Below are 25124 nucleotides of genomic sequence, written 5' to 3' on the forward strand. Positions count from 1 at the left end.
AGTTCGCCAAGCGGTGTCAAAAGCACTTCCTCTTCCGGTTTCCGTAACTGTGTTACTCCGATATACACGAACCGGGCAAAGCTCACTTCTGGTGGCTCTGCCCGGTCTGTGCGTTTCCCTTTTCATTTTTCTCCGGCATGGATTCCACATGACGCTTCGTGCCTTTTAACATTGCTGCCATGATTGCATCCTTATATTCTGCCAGTTCATACGGATTGGTAAGAAGTTCTATTTCATCTTCTGTAAGAAGCGGTTTCGGTTCATCCCTGTGCTGTAAATTATGGATGAGGATTTCCTGATTTGCCAACAATGCAATCAGCCAAATAACCTCTCCCAACGATTCCTCCATCGTTGCATTCTTTAACAGCTTGTCACCGAGTTTCTCCAAACCGCCATACCGCTTGGTAATATCCTTTGTTGCTTTGGTGGTAAGAATCAGCTTGTGTTCCACACCACCGATTGTAATAACCTGACTTCTATCTTCTATACTGTACATACTGCTTCTCCTTTCAAATCCCGGTTACCCGGTTTCTATGCATCCTCTTCCGATACATTTGACGCTTCAGTTGTATAAGCAGGCTCGTAAACCTCTTTATACCAGCTTCCGATAGTTGTTGTATTTACACCGGAATCATCCTCACTGACCTCCGCTTTCCACGGATGTCTGCCCTTTCCGTCCACCTTATTTCTGCGCATTACCGTTCCTTCAATGCTTGGTGTCTGGAAGTTTATGGATTCTCCCTTTGTTTCCAAATTGGTAGCCGGAACCGCAAACTTCACACGGTATAACCAGAAATAACGGTATTTTCCGTTTGCCTTCTTTGCTCTGAAGCCGACTGCTACAGGCTTACCGTCGTCTTCCGATGTGGAAACCAGTACACCATTGCTGTCAATCTCTGCACCTGTCAGTTCTGATGCTGCGGAAAGTCCGATGTCATCCACACCAAGTGTCAGTGTGCCAGAATTGAATTCCTTGATGATCTGTGCAATTCCATCATCCGCATACAGCACTGCTTCTGCAAGTTCTACAGACAACTCCACAGAAATCGCTTTTGCAAGCTGCACCGGAGTACCATAGGTTTCCTCCTCGTTTTCATCCTCTGTAATAGGCGCATAAAATAATTTATCAAGACCGATGGTTGCCATTGGCAAATCCTCCTTCCTATTCGCTTATTCCCATTACTTCAAAAATGTAATGGTGGTATTTTGTTTCTTTTTCAAACTCCATATATTTTCTGGATGTAATCGTAATGTCTGCATCCAGGAGCCTTGTAGTAATCTCATCCCTCATCTTCAGATAATTTCCTTTACAGTAAAGTGCCAGTTCAACTTCCTCTGTCTCCACGATTGGTCGGTCATCTGCACATACAGGGAAATCATCCGTTCCGGGTATGATTACCAAAAAAGTATCCGGTTGTTGAGGTTTTCCTTCCTCATCATTAACCGGATACTCCGAAACTGTCACTTTCAGTTTCATAGGTTCTAATGCCTTTATGATTCGGCTGTTCAGACTCATAATTTCTCCACCTCCGAATCCAATGCTTCCTGCATCTTTTTGATGCATTCCTTCTTCGCCTTTCTGCCGGCCGGCTTCGCCCACGGCTTGGCTGGCTGATTAGAACGACCATGTTCCAAAACAGCAGCTTTCAGTGGGTTGGGTACTCCTTTTCTGTCATAACCGATACAGCCCACCTTTATGTTCCAATTCCCATCTGCAGACTGGTAAGGTTTCGTAACAGACAGAGACTCAAGCAAATCACCTGTTGATTCCGATGGTTCTTTTGTCGCCTGACCAATAACGGAAGAAAGACTCTGTTTCGCAGCATCGTACAATGGCTTTACCCCTTCTTCCAATACCGCACTTGTGACTGCATCATAATAGCTGCCCAGTGCTTCCATCTTTCGTATGGTTTCTTCCGGCAGTTTGAATGTCATCTTTGCCATCGCGCCACCTCCCTCGCCATAATGGTAAGCATTCCGCTCCGCTTATCTCCAAGCACGGACTCAATTTCAAAAATTCTGTCCCCGTGTTTTATTCTCATGGTAGATTTAATTCCTGAACGAAATCGGATGTATATTTTATTTGTGATTTCTGCAGTCTCTCTGTTGGAAGCCATATACTCTTTACCGGAAACGGGAGCGATGTCTGCCCATACCGTATGGACTGTCATCCACTCCCTTGTTTCAAACCCGTCTGCATCCTGTGTACTTTTATAATCCTGTATTTCTATGCGGTATCTCATCCTTCCGACCTGCATCAGAATTCCTCCTTCCGCACACTGTACAGCAGAAATTTAAGCATCCTAGTCAACTCATCAAAGTCTGCCTTTTCCCTGTTTTCATATAAATAGGTCACAGCATAACGAATTCCAACTTTCACAATCTCCGGCACTTCTTCCATTTCATCAAAATCTGTTCTTACAATATCCTGGCACAGACTTTCTGCTGTCTCCAAAAGCGTCTGAATGAGGGCATCCTCTTCCGTGCCATCCAAACGCAGATATAATTTCGCTTCATCCACGGTCACAAGCATACCCTCATCCCCCTATCTTACGCAGACTTCATACTAAGCAGTTTCACAGCTTCAGGAAGAATCAGCTTTCCATCCACTCTCTGGCTTGCAAGGAAACCGACCTGTCCTGTGGTTGCATAAAGTTCATTCAGACGTTTGAAGCTTCTGCCCTCACGGTCTGCAATCCAGTAATAAGAAAAATCACCGAATGCAAGAGGTGTGGCTCCTGCTGCCACTTCCGGTGCAAATGTGGAAGTGTAATAAGGACGGTTCAAAATCATATCCGGTACACCTACAGACACAGAAGGCTGCCAGATATAATTACCGTTGGAATCCTTTAACTTACGTAGTGCCTTAACTGTGGAATCATTCAAAATCCATTTAGCCTTCTTACGGTAAGGAGCCTTTAATGAATAGAACAGATCCATGACATCATCAAATGTGATGTTGGCAGTCGTAGTTGTTACACCAACTTCTCCACCTCCGGTGGCATTGAAAATACCGACAGGTTTTCCGGCACCGTCACCAACAAAGAATGCTTCCTCTTCCTTTGTGGAGATACGTCTTGCAAACTCTTTCACGATATATGCCTGAACGTCAAATATACTATCATTTAAAAGTTCATCCGATACTTTAATCATGGTAGCAAGTTTATATGCTCCGATAGATGTCTGACCAAAGCTGTCATCAGATTCAGGGAACTGTCCGTTCTCGTCAATCCATGCTGCTTCGCCCTTACCCGTAACAATCGGAATCTTGCGGTCACCGCTGGAAGTTCTGATTACGGTTGCAAGGGAACGGAAGAAACTCTCCTCTTCCAGTCCTTCCACCAATTTTCTTTCAAACTCATCCGGCACCAGATAACCGCCCTCGGCATCTTCCCCGATGGAAAGTGCATTATTGACATCGTAATAGTTCTTCTTACGCATCGCATTCCAGAATGCAGTCTGGTATTCAGCAGATGCACGTCCGCTCCCCTTATCCCCCGGCTTCATGCCCGGCTTATCCTTGATTGGTTCGGAAGTAGCCTTTGCCAGTTCCGCATCAATGGCAGCCTGTCTCTGCAATCTCTCGATTTCTTTACCGAGTGCCACCACATCCGCTTCCATTCTTTCGTAAGTCGCATTGTCCTCTGCAGAAATCAGACCATCACTGCCCCTTCTGGAATCCAAAAATGCCTTGGCAGTTTCCCATGCTTTCTTTCTCTTTTCCATTAATTCCAATACTGTACTCATATTCATTGCCCTCCTTATGGCTTTAACAGACTGAGCCGCTTTTCAAGCTCGCTAATGTTTACCTTTTTCTCCGGCTTTCCGGGAATCAGCTTATTAAAAAAGGAATTGGTAACAGCCGACCTTGAAAACAGGATGGCTTCCAATTCCTCTTCCTTTTCTTCTTCCTTTTCTTCCGAATTTTCCTCTTTTCCCTTATCAAAGAGAACTTCATCCGCAAACCCAAGTTCCACAGCTTTCTTTGCATTGAACCAGGACTCTGCATCCATCAGATGTGAGATTTTCGTGCGGTTCAATCCGGTTTTGATTTCATAGGCATTCATAATGGATTCCTTGACTTCATCAAGCATCTCAATTGCCTTTTTCATCTCTGCTGTATCTCCAATGGCTATCGTAGCCGGGTTGTGGATCATCATCATTGCCACCGGACTCATCAGCACCTTTGTTCCTGCCATTGCAATCACGGAGGCTGCCGAAGCAGCAAGACCGTCAATCTTCACAGTCACATGACCTTTATAGTCCATCAGCATGTTGTAGATTTGGGCAGCTGCAAACACATCACCGCCCGGACTGTTTATCCATACGGTAATATCCCCTTCGCCGGATAACAGTTCGTCTTTAAATAACTTAGGGGTAACCTCATCCCCGTACCATGTTTCATCTGAGATTTCTCCATTTAAAAAGAGGGTTCTTTCCCCCTCGTTTCTGACCCAGTTCCAAAACTTTCGTTTCATCGTAGACCTCCTCTGTTTCTATTGTCTGGTGGTTGCTGCGGTTCGGTTTCCTCTGACGTGCTTTTCGTTCCCTCTTTGGCAAATGCTCCTGCATCCTTCAGCTTCGTCATCGCACCGTTCACAAGATACAGATTGCCACCTTCCTCTTCCGGTAATGGATTCATATCTTCCATTTCACGGATATCGTTGGTCGACAGCCAACCATTCTGTCTGCCGATGGCGTAACCATTCATTCGGCTCTGATAATCTCCACGGAGCAGACCGTCCACATTCAACTTTATAAAAAACTCTTTTTTCTCTTCCGGCAGAAAAAGGGATTTTTTAAGTGCCTGTTCCCATCGGATTACCCACGGGTCAAGTGTGTATTTCACAAATTCCAAGGACTGCTGCTCAATATTAGAAAAACTGCTCTTTTCCAAATCACCGACCATATGTGGCGGTATCCGAAACAGCCTTGCAATTTCGTTAATCTGAAACTTTCTTGTTTCCAGGAACTGCGCCTCCTCCGGTGGGATACCTATCTGCTGGTATTTCATCCCTTCCTCAAGTACGGCAATCTTGTGGGCATTGGTCGTTCCACGATACACTGCATTCCAAGAATCCCTTACCTTTGCCGGGTCTTTCAACACACCCGGATGCTCCAACACACCACCGGGATTTGCACCATTAGCAAAAAAACTGGCACCATATTCCTCACATGCCATCGTCATACCGACAGCATTCCTTGCCATTGCAATAGGTGAGTAACCGATAAGACCATCAAATCCAAGTCCGGGAATATGAAGCACATCCTCCTGCCTTAAGATGATATCTCCCATCTTTTTCATGTTGGGATTCTCATCTGTATAACGGGAATACACATAATACAGCACTCCATTACTGTCCCTCTCCACACTCATCTTGTTTGGAAGTAGCGGATACAGAGAAAGCACCTCGCCTTTCCCATTTCGTATGATCTGTGCATATGCATTTCCCCAAATTAAAAGATGACTCATCAGCGTTTCTCTGAACACAAATGAAATCATCTCCGGGTTTGGCTCATCATGGAGCAGCGTATAAAGCGGGTGGTCACAAACCATTTCCTTCCCACCGTCTTTGTATCGATATACATGAATTGGAAGCGATGCGATTGCTTCTGACAAAATCCTCACACATGCATAAACTGCAGTAGTCTGCATGGCTGTCATTTCATTGACGCTCTTTCCGCTGGTGCTTCGTCCGAAATTGAATGTATACTCACCATTGCTGTAATTCCGTACAGGCTTATCCCTCGCCTGACCGAAACCAAACAAACTTTTTATTCCCATCTGCTATCCCTCCAATGCCTGATTGATTGCTTCCCTTATGAGAAAGAAGCCTAATATGCTGACCAAAATCATGTCATCCTCCTAAAACACCAGAATTCCTCTGGCATCGTACACACTGCCATCACTTCCCTGATTACGGATTGCACGGTCAAGTGCCATGACGGTTGCGACTGCAGCATCAATTTTCTCTGTAGATTTTTCTTTATCCATTTTGATATTTCCGGCAGGGTCTTGTCTGACATACACGTTATCCATCATCCAACGGAGAACCTTATGCCCACCGTGGGCAATTCGCTCCTCAAGTGTCAGCTTCATAAGTTCCTTCGTTGGCGGACTCATATCCTTATACCCCTGCCCGAAAGGAACAACAGTAAATCCCATACCTTCCAAATCCTGCACCATCTGCGTTGCACCCCAACGGTCAAATGCAATTTCTTTTATGTGGTACTTCGTACCAAGTTCCTCTATAAATTTCTCTATAAAACCATAATGAATGACATTTCCTTCCGTGGTTTCCAGACTCCCTTCTGCTGCCCACACATCATAAGGAACATGGTCCCTTCTGACACGGAGTCTCATGTTATCTTCCGGTATCCAGCAGTATGGTAAAATGATGTATTTTTCTTCATCATTTCTTGGTGGAAACACAAGTACAAATGCCGTGATATCCGATGTACTCGAAAGGTCTAAACCGCCATAGCAGGTTCTTCCGATAAGTTCCTCCTCATTTACGGGGAATGCACACGAATCCCATTTATCCATCTGCATCCAACGGGTAGACTGTTTTACCCATTGGTTTAATCGAAGCTGCCGGAAGATATTCTCTTCTGCAGCATTTTCCCTTGCACTGATGTAAGCATTTCGAACCTTTTCAATATCGATGGTTTCTCCAAGGGAAGGATTGGCTTTATACCATGTGGCTTCGCTCGTCCAGTCATCCTCATCGGATGCACCATAAATCACGGGATAGAATGTCGGGTCAATTTTTCTGCCCTCTATAATGTCAACAGCTTTTTGGTGCTGTTCAAAGCAAATCGAATTTCTGTCTGTTCCGGCTGTAGTAATCAGAAAATATAAAGGCTGTGTTCTGGCATCACCGGAGCCTTTTGTCATAACGTCAAAAAGTTCTCTGTTCGGCTGTGCATGAAGTTCATCAAAAATAACAGCGTGTACGTTCAGACCATGCTTGGTATATGCTTCAGCTGATAACACCTGATAGAAGCTGTTGGTCGGTTTATACACAAGCCTCTTAACCGACATCACTGGTTTAATTCTCTTTTTCAAAGCAGGACACTGATCCACCATATCCACAGCCACATCAAATACAATAGATGCCTGTTGGCGGTCGGAAGCACAGCCATACACTTCTGCTCCCCATTCCCCGTCACCGCAGGTCATATATAATGCAATGGCAGCCGCCAGTTCCGACTTTCCATTTTTCTTCGGAATCTCACAGTAGCAGGTATTGTACTGCCTGTAGCCATTTTCCTTAACCGTACCAAATAATGTGCGGATAATCTCATCCTGCCAGGAGAGAAGTTCAAACGGAACTCCCCTCCATTTCCCTTTGGTGTACTTCAGACAATTGATAAAGTTGACCGCATGATCCGCTTTTGTCACATCATACATTATCTGCCACCTCCCTTAATCAAGAGAAGTTCCATCTCATCACTTTCTTTGTCCTCAGCTGTATCTGCAACAATTCTGCTTCTCGCAGAAGGAGTAAGTCCGAACTGTTCACAAAATTTATTCATAATCTTAAGATAGGTCTGTGCAATGGATACCTGTGGCACCTGCTGCCAATAGCCACTCGGAGTCTTCACAATCGTTCCATGCTGCGTGATAAATTCCTCTGCTTCTTTCCACCTCGCATATGCCTGACAGTATCCGGCAAAGGCAGCCATATCAATCTCCGTGAGAATCCCCAACTGCTCCAGCTGCTTGCTCATCCTCTTCCATTCTTTTTTCGCTTCATCCTCAAGCCATGACGGACAGCGTGGTGCTTTCTTTTCAGGCTTCGGTTCGGCCGTATTAAGGCTTCTCTTGCCCGGATTGCCCTCCAACACCTTTACTGCCGTAGGCTTTGGCTTACGTCCTCTCTGTGCCACTGTCCTCACCTCCGTTTCATGGCATCAAAAAAAGGACTCCCGTAGGAATCCTTTGCTGTATAAATTGGTTATATTAACACTCGCCTGTTAGTATGAATTTTGCATAATCTCCCTTGTGTTCCTCAACGAAAATCACAAGTTCATAAAACTTCATCTCGTTTGCAATTACCTGAACCATATTGGTGTCAAACATATTGGTCCGCCCCGTAGCCCTGACAGCAAGTATCTGCTCTTTTATTTTTTCTGTCATCAGTCCACCTCATCCCTGCACTCAGTCATTCCCAGACAAAGCTGTGTATATATGGTGGCACATCTCTCCTGCTCGCTTCCTTCCGAACCTGCCATCGCTTTCAGGAAGAAGGCTTGTGCCTCCTCCCTTGACTGCCATGTATCCTTTTTCCCGTAGCAAATGGTTGTTATCTGCTCCATATCTGCCTCCTAAATTTTTCTGCATCGGTCTTCCCCATAAACTACATGAAGACTGCTGCCGTTATCCCATTTAACCATTATGGAACCTGTGTCATCCACACCCCTTACTGTTCCTTCCGTTCCAATTGGCGGTGCTTGCATATCATCCATCCGCTCAAGAACCACACGGCATCCTTTAGGATACTCATTCCGCACCTTCTCCACTTCTTCTCTGCTTGGAAATCTCATGCTACTCATAATAATATCCGACCTCCTTCAGTAAATGCTGTCCGACTCTTTTTCCAACGCTGTCGTAAAGAGCCTGTTCAAGAACCGTCTGTTTAAATCCAAATCGGCAGTACCCCTCAAGGCAAACATCATAATAATGCTTTGTCGGGCATCCGAGCGGTCTGTCCTCATGCATGATATAAATAATTGCTTCCGTTCCACCGTTTACCTTCTCGCCAATAAAGGGTTGTATTTCCACCCTTATCATTTTCTTGTAATAAAATGATGGGCAACCTTCGTAGCGGTCGAGGTAATGTTCATCCCTTTCACTAATCCGCCAAACCAAAACCGGAACCGTACTTCCCTTCTTTGGCTCAACCGTCAGATAACTTCCTGACTGGCTTCCTTTGAAAAGAAGCTGATAATCCTTAAGTTCTGCTGTCCCCACATATACTGCATCGGGACATCTCTGTGCCATTTGTGCCATTGACAGGTTGCTGCCATAGGCTAAATAATATTTATTCATATTCGTCCATCCTTTCTGAAGGGTTCTTCCCTTCTACCACCTTAAGACCGCCGAAGCGGTCGGTGGCCTCAAAGCTGAATCCTTCAAGCTGCTCTGCCGTGTCTGAAGGCTGTATCCCCTTCAAGGTTTTTGGTAAGGATGTCTCTTGCTGTTGCAAATTCATCTCCGATGAAGCCGAGTCTCAAAAGCCATGTTCTCATTGCGTATTTTGGATTTTCAACCTGTGGCTGTTTCGGGCTGGCACTCGCTACCGTTTTCGCCATCTGGCTGAGTGCGAGGCAAAGCTGTATGTAACTCTTAAGTTCTCCTGCGTGTAAACCGCCCTTTCTTCCGTTGCCAGCGTTGGCAAATTGGAAGCATCTGAACTCGATGGTTTTATGTGTGAAGCAAGCGTGGTAATTCAGCATTCTGTATCTTGAATCGTTGTAATGCTGATTTCTGCTGCCCCATACTCCTTCGTACCAAATGTCTGCAAGCTGTTCCATTGTCTTTGGCTTTCTTCTGTTCAGCCTTTCAAGGAAGGAAGGGTCAACCGTTCTACAGTATCTGTTGATTCGGTTTCGGTCAAGTCTCATTGCGGAAATCAAAAGGCTTTCGTGGCTTGCCATGATGTTCGCAAGGTTTCTGAGGCTCTTTGGAGTGTGGCCATTCAGTCCGATGTGAATGTGTACTCCGCACATATGGGCAGGGTCGCTTTTTGCTCCCTTATGTCTCAGCTGTCTTAAAATCTCCTGCAAATCTGGAATGTCCTCGTAGGTAAGAATCGGTGTTCCAAGTTCTGCCTTCTCGTCATCGGAAGCTGCCTGAATGCTTGAATCTCTTGTGATTTTCCATTCTCTTCCCTTATTGTCCTTGCATGCCCATGCGCTGTAGCTTCCTCCAATGTACTTTACCGTTCCTTCGGTATGAAAATACTCTGCAATCGTTCTCGCTGCCTTTTCCCTTGTGATGTTGTACATCTCCACCTCAACCCCAATGGTCTGTTTTTTCATTTCCTCAATTTGGATTCTTGTTTTTTCGTTCATTCTATGTACCTTCCTTTCGGCTGTTTGTTTTCCCTTTCGGTAGGTACATATTCGCTCTAAAAGCACATATTATCCAGTTAATTCGGAGGCATAATGTACACAAATATTTACTGCTCATATCCATATGAAATTGTGTATTTTATGGCAAAATCCACCCCTCTGCTATTCAGCAGGTTCGGTGGATTTCTTACTGTTTCGTTCTTTCCATTTTTCCTTATCTTCCTCGGTTCGGAATGCGGTATGCCCTTTCAGTCTGGAAAGAAATACCTTCCTCGTGTCCTTTCCGTCCTTACCTCCAAGACCAATTCTGACAAGCCAGACTCTCATGTAATATTTTTCATTTTCTTCGATGGTAGCCTTTGGACTTACTCGCTTTGCTTCCTTTGCCGTCTTTGCCATACAAGCTGCCAATTCAGCATAGGCTCTCGCTTCATCCTCGTTCAGCGGAAATCCGCAGAAAAATATTCTGTCCTCCCCAAAGGCAAGCCCCTCTATACTTTCTTCTTCCGCAATCTGTATCACTTGCTCAAGCGGTATGTTTTCTTCCGCATCCAGTCTCTCTACCAGCTTATCGGAAATTCTGAATACCTCTTTTCCAACTGCTTTTTCCAAAAGGTACTGTTTGCTGTGAATCATGTAAATGAGGTTTTTAATACCCTCTGCTGTGAATCCCTCTATCGGAATCCCAATGTTAAGTCTGTCTGTTTCGCCTTCAGCAAAACCTCTCGCTACTAATTCATTCTGCATGGTAAGTGCTGCCTCCTCGGATTCGTGTTCCACGTTGCCATCACGATCCACTGTATACTCCCCGACCTTGTATCCAAAAGATGGTGGTCCCTGATATTTTGCTTTTACATTAAGGATTTCCTCCATCGCTTTCACAACGTCTTTTCTGTTTTCTGCTGTTGTTTTTACCTTCATTTGCTTTTCCTCCATTCAATTTGGTACTACATATATCACTCTGAATGGAGGAAATAGCAAGTTATTTATTCACTAATTTTCCCGTGATTCCGGCAGTGACATTGCCACCGCAAATGCCACAGTAGCGGTCACCGCATTCCCTGCCTGTTTGTAAAGCTGTGCATCCGAATTAACAGATGCTGCTTTATCAAATAAAACATCCGGGAAACCTTGCAGACGGAAACACTCTCTCGGAGTGAGCCTGCGGATTCTTCCGCACTTCATAAGAGTCCCCATTTGCCCGGAGCAATCTAATGTCTGGGAACAGCCTTTTCCAACCCTTCCCCTTCTGGTATCACTCTCAGGATATGCAAGGCTGATACCATCACCAACGTGTGCTTCGTCATACCCCTGTTTTGTACCATTTCTGACACGAAGCATGGTTTCCTCATTCTGCTGCACTTTCTCACACACAAACACACCATGTCTGTCCTGTGAGGTAAGCGTAAACATCGGCTCTCCATCTTCTTTCATCCGTCTGCCATTCTGCCTTTTCTCCATACGTTCTGGTGTCAGAACCGGATGCACTTCCATAACTGCAGAATTCATTGCAGTATGATTTACCATCCCGGAAGTATACCTTGCAGTTATGCATCTGGCATTTTCCGTCAGCTTTGGAGCATGATTGCTCTGATCAATAAATATTCTCGTGCCACAGCCTTTGTTTACAGTAACCGTTGGTGCAATTCCGTCTTCATGATAGACATTTCCACCCTGACCGTGACCACTCGGATTCAGATTACCCATAAGATACAAGCCTGTCTTGGCGCCCACACCTCCAGCATTTCCAACGAGGGTAGCTGATATGCCATCCGTGCCATATACACGGTATCCCTGCATCCCACCTACAAGTTGGTTAAGAGTTGCTGCGTTTTCTCCGCAGAGAGGTAATATTTCTCGTCCACCTCGGCTTCTAAGATTTGCGATAATGAACACACGCTCCCTGTTTTGGGGGACTCCGAAGTCTTTTGAATTAAGCACCTGCCACCGACAGTCATACCCCGCTTCGTCCATTTCAGACAGAACGCTGGCAAAGTCGAAGCCTGAATTAATTGATAACAGGTTCTTAACGTTCTCAACAAGAAGGTATGTGGGCTTATCACTTTCTTCTTTGCCTTTGATGAGGTCAATAATGTTGTAATATATCCCACTTCGCTCTCCGACAAGTCCCCGCTGTTTTCCTGCAACGGAGATATCCTGGCATGGGAATCCGAAACACCAGATGTCTGCATAGGGGACATCTTCTGATTTAAGTTTTGTGACATCATCTGCTTTCCACTCTCCTTCCGTGTCGTACATTGCTTCATAGGAAGCCCTCGCAAATCTGTCATATTCACAATAACCGATACACTTATGGCCGGCAGATTCCAGACCAAGTCTGAAACCTCCTATGCCTGAACATAAATCAAGGAAGGTCAGCTGTTGCATTGGCTTCACCTTCCTTCCCTAAATCCCAATATGGAATTTTCACATTATTTCTGATAACAAAAACTTCATCCGCAGAGCCTTTCATCTCCATATAGCGGTTGACGATGACATCCACAAATTTCTCTTCCAGTTCCACACCATAGCAAATACGCCCTGTCTGTTCACAAGCCATAAGTGTCGAACCGGAACCAAGAAACGGGTCCAGAACCACACATCCCATCATGGAAGAATTCTGTACCGGGTATGCCATCAGAGCAATCGGCTTCATGGTCGGATGGTCTTTGGATGCCTTCGGACGGTCATATTCCCAAATGGTGGTCTGCTTCCTGTCGGAATACCACTGATGCTTACCGCCTTTCTTCCATCCGAACAGACACGGTTCATGCTGCCACTGATAAGGACTGCGTCCAAGCACCAGTGCATTCTTTTTCCAAATACAGCATCCCGATAATTTGAACCCGGCATCCGCAAACGCCTTTCTGAAATTCAATCCCTCGGTATCCGCATGGAATACATAGATAGAAGCATCGTCCTCCATGTTCTGTTCCATATTCACAAAGGCAGCAAAGAGGAATTTGTAAAAATCTTCATCCGCCATATTGTCATTCTTAATCTTTCCGGCAGTCTCCTCCACATCTACATTGTACGGTGGATCTGTCAGAATCAGATTTGCTTTCCTTCCATCCATAAGGATGTTGTATGTTTCCGGCAAAATAGAATCGCCACAGATAACACGGTGTTTGCCCAGGAGCCACACATCACCTGTCTGTGCCACTGTTGGTTTTTTCAATTCTGCTTCTACATTGAAATCATCTTCTTTTACCTTTTTGTCATGTACCTTTGAAAAAAGCTGTTCAATCTCCGGCGGTTCAAATCCTGTAAACCCGACATCAAAATCCGAGTCCTGCAAGTCCTGAATCAAATCTGCCAACAGTTCCTGATTCCATTCGCCTGAAATCTTATTCAACGCAATGTTGAGTGCCTTTTCCTGAGTTTTGCTGACTTCCACAATCGCACACGGTACTTCCGTATAACCAAGTGCAGCTGCTACTGTTACCCTCTGGTGACCTCCGATAATTGTCATATCGGAATTAACCACTACAGGGTCAGCAAATCCAAATTCTTCAATAGAATGCTTAATCTTTTCATACTCCTTGTCCCCCGGCTTTAATCTTTTACGGGGATTGTACTCTGCCGGATTTAAGTCCTTAATCGGCAGAACTGATAGCTTCGCTGTCTTCATCTTCTACCTCCCAAAATCTTGCTTTAATGTAGCAGTCATGACTGCAATACTTCCTTTTCCTGTTACCGTAGCTTAAGAACTCTTTACCGCAACGCACACACACCGCAGGGTACATGGCACTTTCTTTTCTGTTGATTCGTTCCGGGTGTCCTTTCCACCATTCCCGTCTGCATTTATCTGAGCAGAACTTCTTTGGTCTTCCGGTATCCAGCTGTTTCATTTCCTTACCGCAGTACAGACACGCTTTCCCAAGCATGACCTGTTCCTGTATGTTTTTTGTCAGTGCCGAACCATAACCGGAAAGCCCTCTGCTTTTACAGAAGTTCCTCACAATATCACGGGACAGCCCTACTGTAAGAGCAATGGAACGGTAACCAATCCCCTGCTCCCTCATTTCCCTTATCTGCTTTGCCTGCTGCTCCGTCATATCCTTTCACATCCTTCCATTCAAACGGGCATAAAAAAATGGGTAAAAAAGCACCTCTTTTTGCGCCTTTTTACCCATTAAAAACACGGTTTTTCTATACTTTTTATCGAAACTCTCTGACGGATTCCCCTTGCATTTAAACACATTCTGCGAAAAATATCACACCACCAGACTATCCCCCCTGCTTAATTCTGCGAAAATTCACGTTTGAGGGGGCGGCGGTCAATCCTGCACAGGATTGTGGAGATTTGATACCCCCACCCTTGTGTATGATACACAATCAATATTTATATTCCTGATACCTGTCCTCGGTCATTGTCTTCACATCATGGTGGTGCTTGCAAAGCGGCTGCCAGTTCCTTTCATCCCAAAACAAAATCGGATTACCCCGATGCGGTTTGATGTGGTCAACCACAGTCGCTTTTACAAGCCTTCCTTCCCTCTGACACTGAACACAAAGAGGATGGCATTTAAGAAACCTTTCTCTTGCCTTTCTCCACTTGCTGTCATACCCTCGCACTGCTGAATCCCCTTGCTCCTGCCCATGCAGCAAAGCGTGTTCTTCACAGTACATTCCCTCCACCAGCTTCGGACAGCCGGGATGCTTACATGGTTTCTTTGGTTTCCTCGGCATAGCACCACGCTCCTTTCTTATGTACCGGGTACGGTGAAAGGATAAAGCCCGTACCCATACCAATGTAAAAGACAGAAAAAAAGACCAAACCACACAGGATTCAGTCCACCTCTAATCTTTCACGCCTACAATATACCACGAAAAATACTCCATGTCAGTACACCGGACGGTACACACTTAGTACACCTTTAGTACACCACCAAAGCAGCAAAAGGGGGTAACTTTTAAATATTCGGTAATGCTATCTTTATGGTTGATAACTTACCAATTCAGAGTTAATATGACCTCATGGTGAAAGGAGCGATTACATGGATAACAAATCCGTACTTTATCAACTGATGGATACCCGAATGGGAGAAGCATTGCACAAGATTACAAAAGAGGATACTTCGTTTATGCAGACAAAAGAAAAAGCAGATGAATATGCTGCCAAACTGGCATCTCTTAATCTGCCGGAAGAAACGATGCGTTTAATCGACCAGTATGTCAATGAACGCAGTGCCAATTGGGTACGCTATGGAGAACTTGCCTATATGCTCGGCTTTTCAGACTGCAAAGAACTGCTTCTTGGCTCCTGCCATATTCCAGAAATGAAAGATGAAGATTAACGAAACGAACTGTTGCATAATTTAAGGGTGGGACACACAATCCCACCCGGTATCAGTTATATTCTTCAAAAACCCCTATCTGTATCTGAAGGGCAACCGTGATCTGCTCCATCAGAAGATTATCATGTATTTCCCCGATTTTATCTTTTACTTTTATCTTATCTACAGTATCGACCTGTTCAGCCAATGCCATGCTCGGTCTTTTCAGTCCAATACAGCTTGAAAGCGGTATCTGCACATGGGTTGGCATTTCAGGTCTCTTATGTATGTTGCCTGTAAGCGGAACAACCGTTACTGTTGGTCCATGACCATTTCCCCGGTTATTACTCACAATCACTGCCGGCCGAATGCCACACTGTTTATGTGTCGTTTTGTCTTTTCCAAAATCCACAAAATAAACCTCGCCTCGTCTCACTGCCTCACCTCAAAATAAAACTTTCCGTCTGCCTGTCCCTCTCCTCATACAGCGCATCCAATTCCTTTATAGCTTTCTTCCGGTATTTCGCCACCATTGTATGGCTGATATGATATTTCATCATCAGTTCTTCCCAAGTGAAACGCTCCACAGCCATATCCCATACAATTTCCGGTAATTTCCCGGAAAGTCCACGTACAGCATGTTCAAAAAAATCCAGTTCCTCTTTTATCTGTCCGTACTGTCCGGCAAGATAAGATAACCATTCATCACTCATCCTGTCTGCCACCTTACGGTATGCAAGTGCTGCTCTTGCAGTCACATCCGAAACACCGCTTGTCTGTACTCTTTCCCCTTCCGGCTTAGAGAAAGTAAGGGAAGATATGACGGTGTCATAATCAATTCCCTCACATCGGCTTAACTGAAATTCCAACACCGATAGTTCCCTTTTCAAATTCGGATATTCCTTAATCATCCTTTCTGCTCGCACCGTTCACACCTCCAATCCTTGCCTTTACTGCATCTATGATAGCCGACTGCCCACAGTCCTTCTGTTCCAATGACCGCATGGCATCTTCGTCCAATGTTCCTTTGTTGATGATATGGTAAATCATTACTGTTTCCCTCTGTCCCTGTCTCCACAGTCTGGCATTGCACTGCATATACAGTTCCAAAGACCAGGTAAGTCCGAACCAAATCAGAATGTGGCCTCCGTCCTGTATGTTCAGACCATGTCCTGCCGATGCCGGATGGATTGCTGCCACCGGGATTTTTCCTTCTTTCCATTTGCGGATGTCACCTGCTGCTTTTAATGGAACAGCTTTAAACCGTTCAACAATTCTATCCAAATCATGCTGATACCAGTAAGCCACTAACACAGGCTTTCCATTCGCTGCCTCGATTAAATCCTCCAAAGCATCCAGTTTCTTATCGTGGATATGGCGGACTTTGTGGTTCTCATCATAGACTGCTCCATTTGCCATCTGCAGTAATTTCCCGGAAAGAGCAGCTGCATTGACCGCATCCACGTCCCCATCTTCAAATGGCAGAAGCATATCCTTTTCCATCTGACGGTACAGCTTCTCTTCTTTTTCATCCATCCGAACCTCCACCCGATGATAAAGGCACTCCGGCATAGAAAGGTAATCCTCGGCCTTCATGGAAATGCAGATATCAGAAATCAAATTGTAGATTGCTTCTTCCGCACCATCCCTCGGTTTATAGGAATAAATGATATTCCTGTTTCGCTTATCCGGCAGAAAGAACCTGTCACGATAAGCTCCAATATATCTTCCAAGCCTCTGCCCCATATCAAGAATTCCAATCTCAGCCCATAAATCCATAAGATTTCCCGGTGTTCCGGTCAGACCAACCACACGAATTGCCTTCGGCCGGTATCGTCTTAGTGCTTTGAACCTTTTCGCCTGATAAGATTTGAAAGAAGATAATTCATCAATCACAATCATGTCAAAATCCCAGTGATGCTTCTCACAAAGCCACACCACATTTTCACGGTTGATTACATACACGCTTGCCTTTTTTTCCAAAGCATCCAATCGTTCTTTTTCAGAACCGACTACCACTGACACCGACAGTCCTTTCAAGTGATCCCATTTTTCCAGTTCTTCCTTCCAAGTATCCCGTGCCACACGGAATGGTGCAATGACCAGAACCTTTCCTACCTCAAAGTAATCAAGTGCCAGTTCCCACAAAGCAGTAAGGGTAATAACTGTCTTTCCAAGTCCCATATCCAAAATCAAAGCACATACCGGATGCCCGATAATAAACTCCCTGGCATATTCCTGATATTTATGTGGTCTGAATTCCATGCAGCACACCTCCGATCTGTTCCAATCCATCTATCACATATACGGAAAACCCCAAGGCTTCCAGCTGATGTTTTCGTTTTGCCTGTAACGGTCGCAGCTTTTTTCCCGGTGCCTTTAATTCCACAAATGCACACTTCCCACCAGGAAGCAGAACGAGACGGTCAGGCACCCCATCGAAACCGGGAGACACGAACTTTACCGCCATGCCGCCCCTGCTCTTTGCCTCTTTTACCAGAGCCTTTTCAATTACACATTCTCGCAAAACCTCATCTCCGTTTCCCTCTGCTGTTTCCACTTTCAAAAACATCTATTCTCCCATATGCGTATATACGGGTGTATCCGTGTCCTCTTATACTTATTTTCATTTATTAAATATAAGTGGAAACATTGGAAACAGCACCGACACAGCCCTTTTGCCTGCTGACTTCATGGCTGTTTCCAACATCTGTTGCCTACCGTCTTACCAATCCCCCACGGAAACCCATCATTTGTTTCCTGCGGTTTCCTTTTTCACTCTGACAAACACCCTCTGTACACCATAACCGGGGATACGCATTTTGCCGGAGGAATTCCCTTCATACTTCTTCCAGCCACCAATTTTTTGAATAATGGATTCTAACTCATAAGAATCTGTCTTTCGGAAATTCTGACGCTCCTTCCCAAAGCATTCACACCAGACTTCCATTAAACAGAATCTCTCTCTGACTACCGTTCCGGTTCTTCCTTCTGCTTCAAACTCTCCACCACCAAGATAAGAACGTCTCTGATACAAATCCATTGTGTCCCAGTCTGCCGGAAGTAATCGCTCCAGGTAATCCTCCACAATGCCTTCTCTTTCATCAGACTCCATTGCTTCCTGCTGTGCCACATAAGCCTCTGCAGCTTCCTTTCCTTTCAGATACAACTCTTCTCCATCTTTATAAATGGAAATCGCTTCTGCCCAAATCTGGTCTACCGTCTCAGGAGTTAAATCCCATCCACGATGCTTCCCTTTTCCGGTTACATGCACAGGCCAAAAGCGTCTGTTTCCGGTAACATCACGCAGAAAGCCGCCTTCTGAGTTTGTACTTCCCACAATCACACATTCCCTCGGATGACTCTCTACCGTTGTTCCATATGACTGCCTGTATTTATCATCCGTCCGGGTAACAAAAGATTTTACGGTTTCCACATCTACCTTTTTGATACCCGCAAGCTCTCCCAATTCCAAAAGCCAATACCCCTGAAGCTTCTCCGCAGCAGTTTTTCCATCCTTCATATCAGAAATCGTAAGGGAATCCGAATACCACTCTTTTCCCAGTTTTGCAAAGAACGTAGACTTACCACACCCCTGCGGACCGTTTAAAACCAACACGGAATCAAACTTTATACCCGGCTCATAAATACGGGCTACCGCCGCTACCAGAGTTTTTCTTGTAACTGCACGGACATACGGTGTGTTTTCTGCTCCCATATAGTCAATCAGCAGACTGTCAATCCTGCTACATCCATCCCAGGATAACGTGGAAAAATACTCCTTGACCGGATGATAAAGTCTTTCGGAAGACACTACTGCAAGCAGAGCATCTTTGAATTTGGTAGGTGACCAAATCCCATACACCCTTTCAAAGTACAGCTTCGCACAGGCAATATCTGCATCACCCCATCCTTTTTTGACCTGTACCCACGGCAATTCCCCGATGACATCCAGTGCATTCTTCAGCTGATTAAATACGATAGGTTGTAGATTCTCATCGAATCGAATAATCGTTGCAATATTGGAAAGTGTGTCTTTTACTTTTCCCTGACGATCCAAGTCCAGCATGGTCTGCCATTCCCCGGTATCAGTATCGAATTCCTCACTTGCTGCCTTCTCCCTTTCCTTTGCCAGTGTCCTCTTTACCTGTTCATCCGACACCGCAAAGTCACTCATAGCCTTAAAGGATGGCAGCTTTCCTGCATCCGTTCCTTCTTCAGCCTTATCATCCTGCTCCCCAAACTTATGGATGCGGACAATGTCAAACGCATTCAGCAGCTTCCCACAAGCCGGATCAGTGGCATGGTGGGAATACGCAAACTTCCCTTCATAAATCACCACACCTGCCTGTGAATCTGCCGGAATATAATCAAATCGCTCCGGCATCATGCTTTCCTGATATACATCCGGCAGAAATATACGGATTGCCTCTTCTATCGAATAAGTCCGGCAGAATGCACCTACGATTCCTTCCTTCGACAACGGATCAGCCTGTTTCTTCATCTCCCTGCTGACAACTGCTTTTTGTCTGCTGCTGACAGGCCATGAAGAAGAATCCCTCCAATCTGCATATCTTTCCAATACAGAATCCGGATTCAAAAATGTTCCCGGAATATCACGGAAAAAGAATTCTCCATCTGCAGAGGTGGAAGGCCAATACATGAGGCGGCTTGGTTCGTAGGTTGTATCATCAAACAACTCCATACCAATATCCTCTGCCACTTTTCTTGCCACTGCTGCATATTCATCCGGCGATACCGTTCTTGACAATGGGATGATTAAGCGAAGCCTTGGTTTCTCCGGTGTGTGTTTATGGGTAGAGTAGATTAGGCATCTAAAATCAAAAAACAGCTCTATCTGCTCTGCAATATCCTCTGTGGCATAGTCCATATCCAATGTCAGACCAGAACGGAATAATACATTTGCTTTCTTTCTTCTACCGCCCTTCAGCTTTCCAAGCACAAAACCACCCACATCCTTGATGGAATCCTGCTTTGCCTTGCTCAGTTTCCGATACTGTTCCATCGTTTCACTGGTACGGACAGTATGAGAGAGACGCTCCAAAAACACACTAAACTCCATCTCCTGTCCATTCCACTTCTTTTCCATTCGGGAATTTCCTGTTGAAATATACAGTTTCATCCTGCAATCCCTCCTAATCCTTTTTATAAAATTGGCACTCGTAGCCATCAGCACGAAGCGGAAGCCCGTGTACCCAGGAAGGCTGCTCTGCCATAATCCTGCATACCTCTTCCACGGATGATTCTCCTTCCGGCACTTCCAGCACCGCTTCATCATGTACATGAAATACAATGGAGAATCCCGCTTTCTTCAATCTCATCATGGCTTCTGCCAGAATATCCCGGCTAGTACCCTGTACGATATTCTCCACCAGCTTTGGCCCGTAAGTATCCATCCTTTCCCATTTCTTGTTTTCTCCCACACCTTCATAAGTCAATCCATCCCTGCCATATTTGTTGACACCCATTCTCGGTTTCACATAGGCAAGTTTCCTTCCGGACGGGAGCATGGCAAACAAAATACCGGAAGCATACTGAAAACGAATCAGTCCGACCTGTGTTTCTTTCCTTTCACGGACTGCCCTCACGGCTGCTTCATCTACATCCCACCAAAACTGTGTAATATGCGGATTTGCATTTCTCCATGTAGATACCAGTCCCGGCAGTTCCTCTTCACTAAGTCCCATTGCCAAGGCTCCCATTGAAGTCAATGCCCCTACTGCTCCTCCGTATCCGAGAGCCAGTTCCGCAATCTTTCCCTTTTGTCGCAGTGGAGATCCTTTTGTAATTTCCTCTATCGGAACACCAAACATGGCCGATGCCGAAGCCTCATATATTTTTCCGTGTGTAGCAAATACATCCAGTCTCCACTGTTCCCCGGATAACCATGCCAGCACCCTCGCTTCAATAGCTGAAAAGTCCGCAACAATAAACCTGCATCCCTCTTTTGGAATAAATGCAGTACGGATTAATTCAGACAGTACATTTGGTGTGGATTCGTAGAATAATTCCAATTCCTCGAACTGCCCTCTTCTGACAAGACTACGTGCTAGTTCCAAGTCACTGATATGATTCTGAGGAAGATTCTGTACCTGCACCAGTCTTCCTGCCCACCGGCCGGTACGATTTGCCCCATAAAACTGCAGCAGTCCATGTACCCTTCCGTCCGAACACACTGACCGTTCAATCGCTTCATACTTCTTTACTGATGTTTTCGCCATGAGAAGCCGGAGTTTTAAAGCCTCCAGCACTTCCCCATCCGCATCCTCAATCAACTCCGCAACTGCTCCTTTGGATAGGCTGTCGATTTCCACTCCACGTTCTGAAAGCCATCCTTTCAACTGCGATACAGAATTTGGATTTTCAAGTCCCGTTACCTCATAGGCACGGTTCGTCACAATGTCTTTATGTAACAGGTCACAGGTAATCGACTGTTCTACCAATTCCCTGTCAACTAAAACTCCCCTGTCATTAATTTCCTGATCCAAACGGTAAAATGCCATCTCAGATTCCGGTATCGGAAACTTATGCAGTTTCTGCCGGATACCTTTTTCCACATCCACGTCACGGATGCAGTACGTCTTGAACTGTTCCCATTTTTCCGGTGCATGGCATGGAAGGTTCCTGCTCCTGCCACCATTTGTTTTGGTCGGTTTGCAAGGCACACAAAAATAGCGGATTAAGTCCTTACCTTCCTTCAGCTTTTGCTCAGAAAGCCCCAGAACCGCCCCAACACCCTCCAAAGAAAGCGGAAGGGCAAGCATAGCCGACTGTACTGCAGTACAAACCCACGATTCGGGAGATAAACGGACTCCCATATATTTTGAAAGACAGGTACGCTCAAAATTAGCATTGAACGCTGTCTTAATAATTCCCACATCAGACAGGGCATTTTTTATTTCTTCCGTCAGCTGTTCGCCCTGTGCCAAATCAATAATCTTTGTTTCTTCATCATCAAAGCTGTATGCAAACAGCAGGATTTCAAATGCAGGACTGTCTGCATAGGCATATACCCCGCATTTGATTAAGTCCACATCGGAAAAGGTCTCTATGTCAATTGCCAGTGTTTTATATCCTACTTCGCCCATGCGTAACTCCTTCCCGATTTAATCTTGCTGACGGTCTTTCTGGAAATCCCCATGCTGTCAGCAATATCATACACATGTTCCTTTCTTCCAAGCCTTTCCTTAACTTCCCTTACCTGACTCTGGTTCAAAGGAAGAATCTCTTCCGGCAGTCTTCTCCCCTGAATATACCGGGACAGCCTTTTGTATCTCCCCATATTACTGATCTTGTATTTCCCTTCCAGCCCGGGAATATCTGTCCATGTCTCTTTCATCAAAACAACTCCTCTATGTACGGGCGGCATACACCGCCCTTATCATTAGCCGAGGAAATCTTCATCCTCTACTGCTTCAAAATCATCCTCTGCATTGGTACGGCTGCTGAGTGCCTCTCCGTCTTTCAACTTCTGGATGTTACCAAGTCCTGCTGCCACACCACGGTTGCCATTGCTGTTGTAGCCATAGAAGTTTACACTGATTCTTCCGTAACAGCCGGAATACACTTCTGTCTGATCCAGGATTGGCTGTACCTGCTTATCAACCACCTGTGGTGCCTGTCTGCTGTTGGCATTAAAGAAATAACAGCCTTTATATGCCTCATCCTCCGGTCGGTCAATGTCACCATCACGCAAAGGAAGCTTCAGATTCGGTGGAATCTTGCCACCCCACTTTGACAAAGATTCCTGCTTTGCAGCTTCCACCGCTGCCTGAATCTTCTTAATGGTTTCCTTATCTGACTTCGGGATAATGGCAGACACGCTGTACTTCGGCTCGCCGCCATTGATTGCTTCCGGCTCCCAACAATGCAGATAAGAAAATCTGCACGGTACGATTACTTTGGTCGGTGTTTCATTCTTGCTCATTTATTCATCCTCCTTAAAATCCGCCTCAGCGGTTTCTGTTTGAATTGGTGGTCTCTTATCGGATTCCGGCACCAAGGTGATTTTGCCCTGCGGCTTATACACCAGACTACCCAGTATCTTCTGAAAATCTTTTTTGCCCATCAGCTTCTCCATTTCCGTGATACCAATCAGAGACTTCTTGTAAATGTCCTCATATCCGGCTGCTTTTGCAGCATCCGCCACTTCCTCTTCGTTGACATATTTACGGTTACTTCTGCCTTCTACCAGTTTGAATCCGTTCCATACCCTTCCGTGTGTAATCGCTTCATCCTGTGCATAGGCATAAACATCTGCAGACCACTTGGCAAGTTCATCCGCCACCTTCAAAACCTCTGCGATTTCTTCCTCTGACAAAAGTTCCGGTGGCTTAAACTCCATTTGTGCCAATCTCAAATATTCTTCTGCTCTGGCACGGCAGGTATTTTTCGCTTTACAGAAACGACACCAATCTCCAACTGCAAACTCTCCTTCGCCTTTGGCTGCCATCTCTGCCTTCGGCATCAACTCCTGCTCTGCCCATTCCATGAGGTCATGAACCGTAATTTCAAAGGTGCTGACATTTTCCAGTCTCGGCTGGTGGATGGTCATATTGACCTTTTCAATGTCATAAAGGGAACCGAACAGTTCCAATGCTCCCAAAGAATATAAAAGCATCTGTGGATTCCATTCTGCAGATACAGCAATGCCTTTTCCGTACTTCAAATCCACAATGTATAAAGTATCATCCGCTACGATGACCAAATCTCCGGTACCGAATCCTTCCGGCACCCATCTGGAAAAGTCCAGTCTCTGCTCAATCATCACTACCGGATCACTGCATGACTGTTTCGCCTTTTCAATCTGCTCCATTGCAAAGGACACATAATCATCTGTGCATTCTTCCATCTCATCACAGTCATAATCAGATACCGGACGTTTGGAACGCTTCTTAAGAAACCGTTTCAGCTTATGCTCTGCAAGAGCATGGGCAGCAGTTCCCTCCGCTGCGTAGATACTTTCCTCGTCCGCAAACTGCTTCTCCAACAATGCAGATGGGGTACAGTTCATCCATCGTTTGGAGGCAGATGCGGATAATATCGCATGCTGTCCCATTAAAGAGCCTTTGCATCACGAAGCAAATCTGCATATTTCTCCGGCTGTACCCCGGATAGCTTATCTGCCCCATACTTTTGAATCAGCGCTTTGACCTGCTGCGTTTTTCCATCCTGCGATTTGGATGCCATGACCGCACGGACCTGTTCAATGGTAACGGCATTCTCTTGTTTCTCCTGACTCTTCTCATTTCCGCTTTCTTCATCCTTCTGCCCTCGTTCTTCTTCCTGATTTTTACTACAATTACATGAATGTGCCTTTCCTGCGAGGGCACGGACTCCTTCCGAAACCGCCAAAAGACCATCTGCAATTTTCAACAATTCCTCGCTCATAAACTGCTCCTTTCCACAAATTCTCCGTTTTGCTTTGTGAAATACCGGATGGGAATTCCTGCATGGTCAGCTTCCGCAATCTCCATACACATGCCTTCACTCATTATTTCTCCAAATACCCATACTTCCCGGCACTCTTTCAACAATGAAAGTCCAAACTGAATCCCTGCCATCCGTTCCTGAACATCACTTTCCTTTAGGAACTGTGGAAAATACAGATGAGGCACTACCGGAAGACAGCCTTTTTCATAAGCAAATCTGGCATATTTTCTGGCAAGCTCCACATTCTTCTCTTCCGCTCCCCGGAACGGACTGCAGATAAACACCCTTTCCAAATCTTTTCACCTCCATCTT

Annotated in this window: 33 protein-coding genes; 1 reads left to right on the forward strand and 32 read right to left on the reverse strand. The window is 45.4% G+C overall.

Annotation, left to right across the window (positions count from 1 at the left end; translation table 11 throughout):
• Positions 1–82: 82 nt before the first annotated feature.
• The 21 genes from V2546_RS03330 to V2546_RS03430 all read right to left on the reverse strand — a co-directional run bounded on the left by V2546_RS03330 (position 83) and on the right by V2546_RS03430 (position 14772).
• Positions 83–496, reverse strand: coding sequence for a hypothetical protein (locus tag V2546_RS03330; RefSeq protein WP_021869604.1), 414 nt, complete (start codon positions 494–496; stop codon positions 83–85).
• A 35-nt stretch (positions 497–531) separates the two neighbouring features.
• Positions 532–1146 carry a major tail protein gene (locus V2546_RS03335; protein ID WP_021869605.1) on the reverse strand — a complete coding sequence of 205 codons (615 nt, stop codon included), beginning with the start codon at positions 1144–1146 and terminating at the stop codon, positions 532–534.
• Positions 1147–1162: 16 nt separating this feature from the next.
• On the reverse strand, positions 1163–1516 hold the full coding sequence (locus tag V2546_RS03340) for a hypothetical protein (RefSeq protein WP_021869606.1): 354 nt from the start codon (positions 1514–1516) through the stop codon (positions 1163–1165).
• Complete coding sequence (locus tag V2546_RS03345; protein WP_021869607.1) at positions 1513–1944, reverse strand: hK97 gp10 family phage protein; 432 nt, start codon at positions 1942–1944, stop codon at positions 1513–1515. The genes V2546_RS03340 and V2546_RS03345 overlap by 4 nt, the downstream gene beginning before the upstream one ends.
• On the reverse strand, positions 1932–2258 hold the full coding sequence (locus tag V2546_RS03350) for a phage head closure protein (protein ID WP_021869608.1): 327 nt from the start codon (positions 2256–2258) through the stop codon (positions 1932–1934). Before V2546_RS03350 ends, V2546_RS03345 begins: the two co-directional genes overlap by 13 nt.
• The gene (locus tag V2546_RS03355) at positions 2258–2533 is read right to left on the reverse strand and encodes a head-tail connector protein (RefSeq protein ID WP_021869609.1); all 276 of its coding nucleotides are present in this window, start codon (positions 2531–2533) and stop codon (positions 2258–2260) included. The genes V2546_RS03350 and V2546_RS03355 overlap by 1 nt, the downstream gene beginning before the upstream one ends.
• A gap of 17 nt (positions 2534–2550) precedes the next feature.
• Positions 2551–3747, reverse strand: a complete 1197-nt coding sequence (locus V2546_RS03360) for a phage major capsid protein (RefSeq protein ID WP_021869610.1) — start codon at positions 3745–3747, stop codon at positions 2551–2553.
• A 14-nt stretch (positions 3748–3761) separates the two neighbouring features.
• On the reverse strand, positions 3762–4478 hold the full coding sequence (locus V2546_RS03365) for a head maturation protease, ClpP-related (protein WP_155176890.1): 717 nt from the start codon (positions 4476–4478) through the stop codon (positions 3762–3764).
• Positions 4475–5785 (reverse strand): phage portal protein, encoded by a 1311-nt coding sequence (locus tag V2546_RS03370; RefSeq protein WP_021869612.1) that lies wholly within the window; start codon positions 5783–5785, stop codon positions 4475–4477. The genes V2546_RS03365 and V2546_RS03370 overlap by 4 nt, the downstream gene beginning before the upstream one ends.
• A gap of 81 nt (positions 5786–5866) precedes the next feature.
• Complete coding sequence (locus V2546_RS03375; protein ID WP_329751565.1) at positions 5867–7414, reverse strand: terminase TerL endonuclease subunit; 1548 nt, start codon at positions 7412–7414, stop codon at positions 5867–5869.
• Positions 7414–7893 carry a phage terminase small subunit P27 family gene (locus V2546_RS03380; RefSeq protein ID WP_021869614.1) on the reverse strand — a complete coding sequence of 160 codons (480 nt, stop codon included), beginning with the start codon at positions 7891–7893 and terminating at the stop codon, positions 7414–7416. Before V2546_RS03380 ends, V2546_RS03375 begins: the two co-directional genes overlap by 1 nt.
• Before the next feature lie 73 nt (positions 7894–7966).
• Entirely contained in the window at positions 7967–8143 is a 177-nt protein-coding gene (locus V2546_RS03385) for a DUF5049 domain-containing protein (protein WP_329751566.1), read from the reverse strand.
• On the reverse strand, positions 8143–8322 hold the full coding sequence (locus V2546_RS03390; RefSeq protein ID WP_021869616.1) for a hypothetical protein: 180 nt from the start codon (positions 8320–8322) through the stop codon (positions 8143–8145). The genes V2546_RS03385 and V2546_RS03390 overlap by 1 nt, the downstream gene beginning before the upstream one ends.
• Positions 8323–8331: 9 nt before the next feature.
• Positions 8332–8559: a DUF4314 domain-containing protein gene (locus tag V2546_RS03395; RefSeq protein WP_009320863.1), complete on the reverse strand. Its 228-nt coding sequence runs from the start codon at positions 8557–8559 to the stop codon at positions 8332–8334.
• Positions 8552–9055: a gamma-glutamylcyclotransferase family protein gene (locus tag V2546_RS03400; protein WP_021869617.1), complete on the reverse strand. Its 504-nt coding sequence runs from the start codon at positions 9053–9055 to the stop codon at positions 8552–8554. The genes V2546_RS03395 and V2546_RS03400 overlap by 8 nt, the downstream gene beginning before the upstream one ends.
• An 83-nt stretch (positions 9056–9138) precedes the next feature.
• Entirely contained in the window at positions 9139–10080 is a 942-nt protein-coding gene (locus V2546_RS03405; protein WP_009320868.1) for an amidoligase family protein, read from the reverse strand.
• A 162-nt stretch (positions 10081–10242) separates the two neighbouring features.
• On the reverse strand, positions 10243–11001 hold the full coding sequence (locus tag V2546_RS03410; RefSeq protein WP_155176886.1) for a phage terminase small subunit P27 family: 759 nt from the start codon (positions 10999–11001) through the stop codon (positions 10243–10245).
• Positions 11002–11073: 72 nt separating this feature from the next.
• Positions 11074–12468: a DNA cytosine methyltransferase gene (locus V2546_RS03415; protein WP_021869619.1), complete on the reverse strand. Its 1395-nt coding sequence runs from the start codon at positions 12466–12468 to the stop codon at positions 11074–11076.
• The gene (locus V2546_RS03420) at positions 12446–13711 is read right to left on the reverse strand and encodes a site-specific DNA-methyltransferase (RefSeq protein ID WP_173727931.1); all 1266 of its coding nucleotides are present in this window, start codon (positions 13709–13711) and stop codon (positions 12446–12448) included. The genes V2546_RS03415 and V2546_RS03420 overlap by 23 nt, the downstream gene beginning before the upstream one ends.
• Positions 13677–14138, reverse strand: coding sequence for a helix-turn-helix domain-containing protein (locus tag V2546_RS03425; protein ID WP_021869621.1), 462 nt, complete (start codon positions 14136–14138; stop codon positions 13677–13679). The genes V2546_RS03420 and V2546_RS03425 overlap by 35 nt, the downstream gene beginning before the upstream one ends.
• A 280-nt stretch (positions 14139–14418) precedes the next feature.
• Positions 14419–14772, reverse strand: a complete 354-nt coding sequence (locus tag V2546_RS03430) for an HNH endonuclease (RefSeq protein ID WP_329751567.1) — start codon at positions 14770–14772, stop codon at positions 14419–14421.
• A 308-nt stretch (positions 14773–15080) separates the two neighbouring features.
• On the opposite strand from V2546_RS03430, the gene V2546_RS03435 reads away from it, so the two are divergent.
• Positions 15081–15380, forward strand: coding sequence for a hypothetical protein (locus V2546_RS03435; RefSeq protein ID WP_021869623.1), 300 nt, complete (start codon positions 15081–15083; stop codon positions 15378–15380).
• 52 nt (positions 15381–15432) lie between these two features.
• On the opposite strand, the gene V2546_RS03440 is transcribed toward V2546_RS03435, so the two are convergent.
• The 11 genes from V2546_RS03440 to V2546_RS03490 all read right to left on the reverse strand — a co-directional run bounded on the left by V2546_RS03440 (position 15433) and on the right by V2546_RS03490 (position 25096).
• The gene (locus V2546_RS03440; RefSeq protein WP_021869624.1) at positions 15433–15795 is read right to left on the reverse strand and encodes a type II toxin-antitoxin system PemK/MazF family toxin; all 363 of its coding nucleotides are present in this window, start codon (positions 15793–15795) and stop codon (positions 15433–15435) included.
• Between the two features lie 4 nt (positions 15796–15799).
• Positions 15800–16231: a hypothetical protein gene (locus tag V2546_RS03445; protein WP_329751568.1), complete on the reverse strand. Its 432-nt coding sequence runs from the start codon at positions 16229–16231 to the stop codon at positions 15800–15802.
• Between the two features lie 31 nt (positions 16232–16262).
• Positions 16263–17624, reverse strand: a complete 1362-nt coding sequence (locus tag V2546_RS03450) for an SNF2-related protein (protein ID WP_021869626.1) — start codon at positions 17622–17624, stop codon at positions 16263–16265.
• The gene (locus tag V2546_RS03455) at positions 17605–17886 is read right to left on the reverse strand and encodes a VRR-NUC domain-containing protein (RefSeq protein ID WP_486463558.1); all 282 of its coding nucleotides are present in this window, start codon (positions 17884–17886) and stop codon (positions 17605–17607) included. The genes V2546_RS03450 and V2546_RS03455 overlap by 20 nt, the downstream gene beginning before the upstream one ends.
• A gap of 222 nt (positions 17887–18108) precedes the next feature.
• Positions 18109–20502, reverse strand: coding sequence for a virulence-associated E family protein (locus V2546_RS03460; RefSeq protein WP_021869628.1), 2394 nt, complete (start codon positions 20500–20502; stop codon positions 18109–18111).
• 13 nt (positions 20503–20515) lie between these two features.
• Entirely contained in the window at positions 20516–22468 is a 1953-nt protein-coding gene (locus tag V2546_RS03465) for a DNA polymerase (protein ID WP_155176884.1), read from the reverse strand.
• On the reverse strand, positions 22456–22719 hold the full coding sequence (locus tag V2546_RS03470; RefSeq protein WP_155176882.1) for an NUMOD4 domain-containing protein: 264 nt from the start codon (positions 22717–22719) through the stop codon (positions 22456–22458). Before V2546_RS03470 ends, V2546_RS03465 begins: the two co-directional genes overlap by 13 nt.
• A 45-nt stretch (positions 22720–22764) precedes the next feature.
• Positions 22765–23307, reverse strand: coding sequence for a DUF2815 family protein (locus V2546_RS03475; protein WP_021869631.1), 543 nt, complete (start codon positions 23305–23307; stop codon positions 22765–22767).
• A complete protein-coding gene (locus tag V2546_RS03480) occupies positions 23308–24438 on the reverse strand; it encodes a DUF2800 domain-containing protein (protein ID WP_021869632.1) in 1131 nt (376 codons plus the stop codon).
• Positions 24438–24770 (reverse strand): hypothetical protein, encoded by a 333-nt coding sequence (locus V2546_RS03485; protein WP_021869633.1) that lies wholly within the window; start codon positions 24768–24770, stop codon positions 24438–24440. Before V2546_RS03485 ends, V2546_RS03480 begins: the two co-directional genes overlap by 1 nt.
• Positions 24767–25096, reverse strand: a complete 330-nt coding sequence (locus tag V2546_RS03490) for a DUF7768 domain-containing protein (protein ID WP_262582695.1) — start codon at positions 25094–25096, stop codon at positions 24767–24769. The genes V2546_RS03485 and V2546_RS03490 overlap by 4 nt, the downstream gene beginning before the upstream one ends.
• Between the last annotated feature and the right edge of the window lie 28 nt (positions 25097–25124).

This window comes from Clostridium sp. CM74B_53 (assembly GCF_036318045.1).
Classification (GTDB): Bacteria; Bacillota; Clostridia; order Lachnospirales; family Lachnospiraceae; genus Pilosibacter.

What these genes read in the sequence shown, in the direction of transcription:
- V2546_RS03400 (WP_021869617.1), bottom strand. Translation starts at nt 9,055, where the DNA reads ATGAATAAATATTATTTAGCCTATGGCAGCAACCTGTCAATGGCACAA.
- V2546_RS03405 (WP_009320868.1), bottom strand. Translation starts at nt 10,080, where the DNA reads ATGAACGAAAAAACAAGAATCCAAATTGAGGAAATGAAAAAACAGACC.
- V2546_RS03340 (WP_021869606.1), bottom strand. Translation starts at nt 1,516, where the DNA reads ATGAGTCTGAACAGCCGAATCATAAAGGCATTAGAACCTATGAAACTG.
- V2546_RS03485 (WP_021869633.1), bottom strand. Translation starts at nt 24,770, where the DNA reads ATGAGCGAGGAATTGTTGAAAATTGCAGATGGTCTTTTGGCGGTTTCG.
- V2546_RS03410 (WP_155176886.1), bottom strand. Translation starts at nt 11,001, where the DNA reads ATGAAGGTAAAAACAACAGCAGAAAACAGAAAAGACGTTGTGAAAGCG.
- V2546_RS03365 (WP_155176890.1), bottom strand. Translation starts at nt 4,478, where the DNA reads ATGAAACGAAAGTTTTGGAACTGGGTCAGAAACGAGGGGGAAAGAACC.
- V2546_RS03420 (WP_173727931.1), bottom strand. Translation starts at nt 13,711, where the DNA reads ATGAAGACAGCGAAGCTATCAGTTCTGCCGATTAAGGACTTAAATCCG.
- V2546_RS03345 (WP_021869607.1), bottom strand. Translation starts at nt 1,944, where the DNA reads ATGGCAAAGATGACATTCAAACTGCCGGAAGAAACCATACGAAAGATG.
- V2546_RS03350 (WP_021869608.1), bottom strand. Translation starts at nt 2,258, where the DNA reads ATGCAGGTCGGAAGGATGAGATACCGCATAGAAATACAGGATTATAAA.
- V2546_RS03385 (WP_329751566.1), bottom strand. Translation starts at nt 8,143, where the DNA reads ATGACAGAAAAAATAAAAGAGCAGATACTTGCTGTCAGGGCTACGGGG.
- V2546_RS03425 (WP_021869621.1), bottom strand. Translation starts at nt 14,138, where the DNA reads ATGACGGAGCAGCAGGCAAAGCAGATAAGGGAAATGAGGGAGCAGGGG.
- V2546_RS03480 (WP_021869632.1), bottom strand. Translation starts at nt 24,438, where the DNA reads ATGGGACAGCATGCGATATTATCCGCATCTGCCTCCAAACGATGGATG.
- V2546_RS03460 (WP_021869628.1), bottom strand. Translation starts at nt 20,502, where the DNA reads ATGAAACTGTATATTTCAACAGGAAATTCCCGAATGGAAAAGAAGTGG.
- V2546_RS03435 (WP_021869623.1), top strand. Translation starts at nt 15,081, where the DNA reads ATGGATAACAAATCCGTACTTTATCAACTGATGGATACCCGAATGGGA.
- V2546_RS03360 (WP_021869610.1), bottom strand. Translation starts at nt 3,747, where the DNA reads ATGAGTACAGTATTGGAATTAATGGAAAAGAGAAAGAAAGCATGGGAA.
- V2546_RS03395 (WP_009320863.1), bottom strand. Translation starts at nt 8,559, where the DNA reads ATGAGTAGCATGAGATTTCCAAGCAGAGAAGAAGTGGAGAAGGTGCGG.
- V2546_RS03465 (WP_155176884.1), bottom strand. Translation starts at nt 22,468, where the DNA reads ATGGGCGAAGTAGGATATAAAACACTGGCAATTGACATAGAGACCTTT.
- V2546_RS03475 (WP_021869631.1), bottom strand. Translation starts at nt 23,307, where the DNA reads ATGAGCAAGAATGAAACACCGACCAAAGTAATCGTACCGTGCAGATTT.
- V2546_RS03335 (WP_021869605.1), bottom strand. Translation starts at nt 1,146, where the DNA reads ATGGCAACCATCGGTCTTGATAAATTATTTTATGCGCCTATTACAGAG.
- V2546_RS03470 (WP_155176882.1), bottom strand. Translation starts at nt 22,719, where the DNA reads ATGAAAGAGACATGGACAGATATTCCCGGGCTGGAAGGGAAATACAAG.
- V2546_RS03330 (WP_021869604.1), bottom strand. Translation starts at nt 496, where the DNA reads ATGTACAGTATAGAAGATAGAAGTCAGGTTATTACAATCGGTGGTGTG.
- V2546_RS03375 (WP_329751565.1), bottom strand. Translation starts at nt 7,414, where the DNA reads ATGTATGATGTGACAAAAGCGGATCATGCGGTCAACTTTATCAATTGT.
- V2546_RS03370 (WP_021869612.1), bottom strand. Translation starts at nt 5,785, where the DNA reads ATGGGAATAAAAAGTTTGTTTGGTTTCGGTCAGGCGAGGGATAAGCCT.
- V2546_RS03450 (WP_021869626.1), bottom strand. Translation starts at nt 17,624, where the DNA reads ATGGAATTCAGACCACATAAATATCAGGAATATGCCAGGGAGTTTATT.
- V2546_RS03415 (WP_021869619.1), bottom strand. Translation starts at nt 12,468, where the DNA reads ATGCAACAGCTGACCTTCCTTGATTTATGTTCAGGCATAGGAGGTTTC.
- V2546_RS03390 (WP_021869616.1), bottom strand. Translation starts at nt 8,322, where the DNA reads ATGGAGCAGATAACAACCATTTGCTACGGGAAAAAGGATACATGGCAG.
- V2546_RS03355 (WP_021869609.1), bottom strand. Translation starts at nt 2,533, where the DNA reads ATGCTTGTGACCGTGGATGAAGCGAAATTATATCTGCGTTTGGATGGC.
- V2546_RS03430 (WP_329751567.1), bottom strand. Translation starts at nt 14,772, where the DNA reads ATGCCGAGGAAACCAAAGAAACCATGTAAGCATCCCGGCTGTCCGAAG.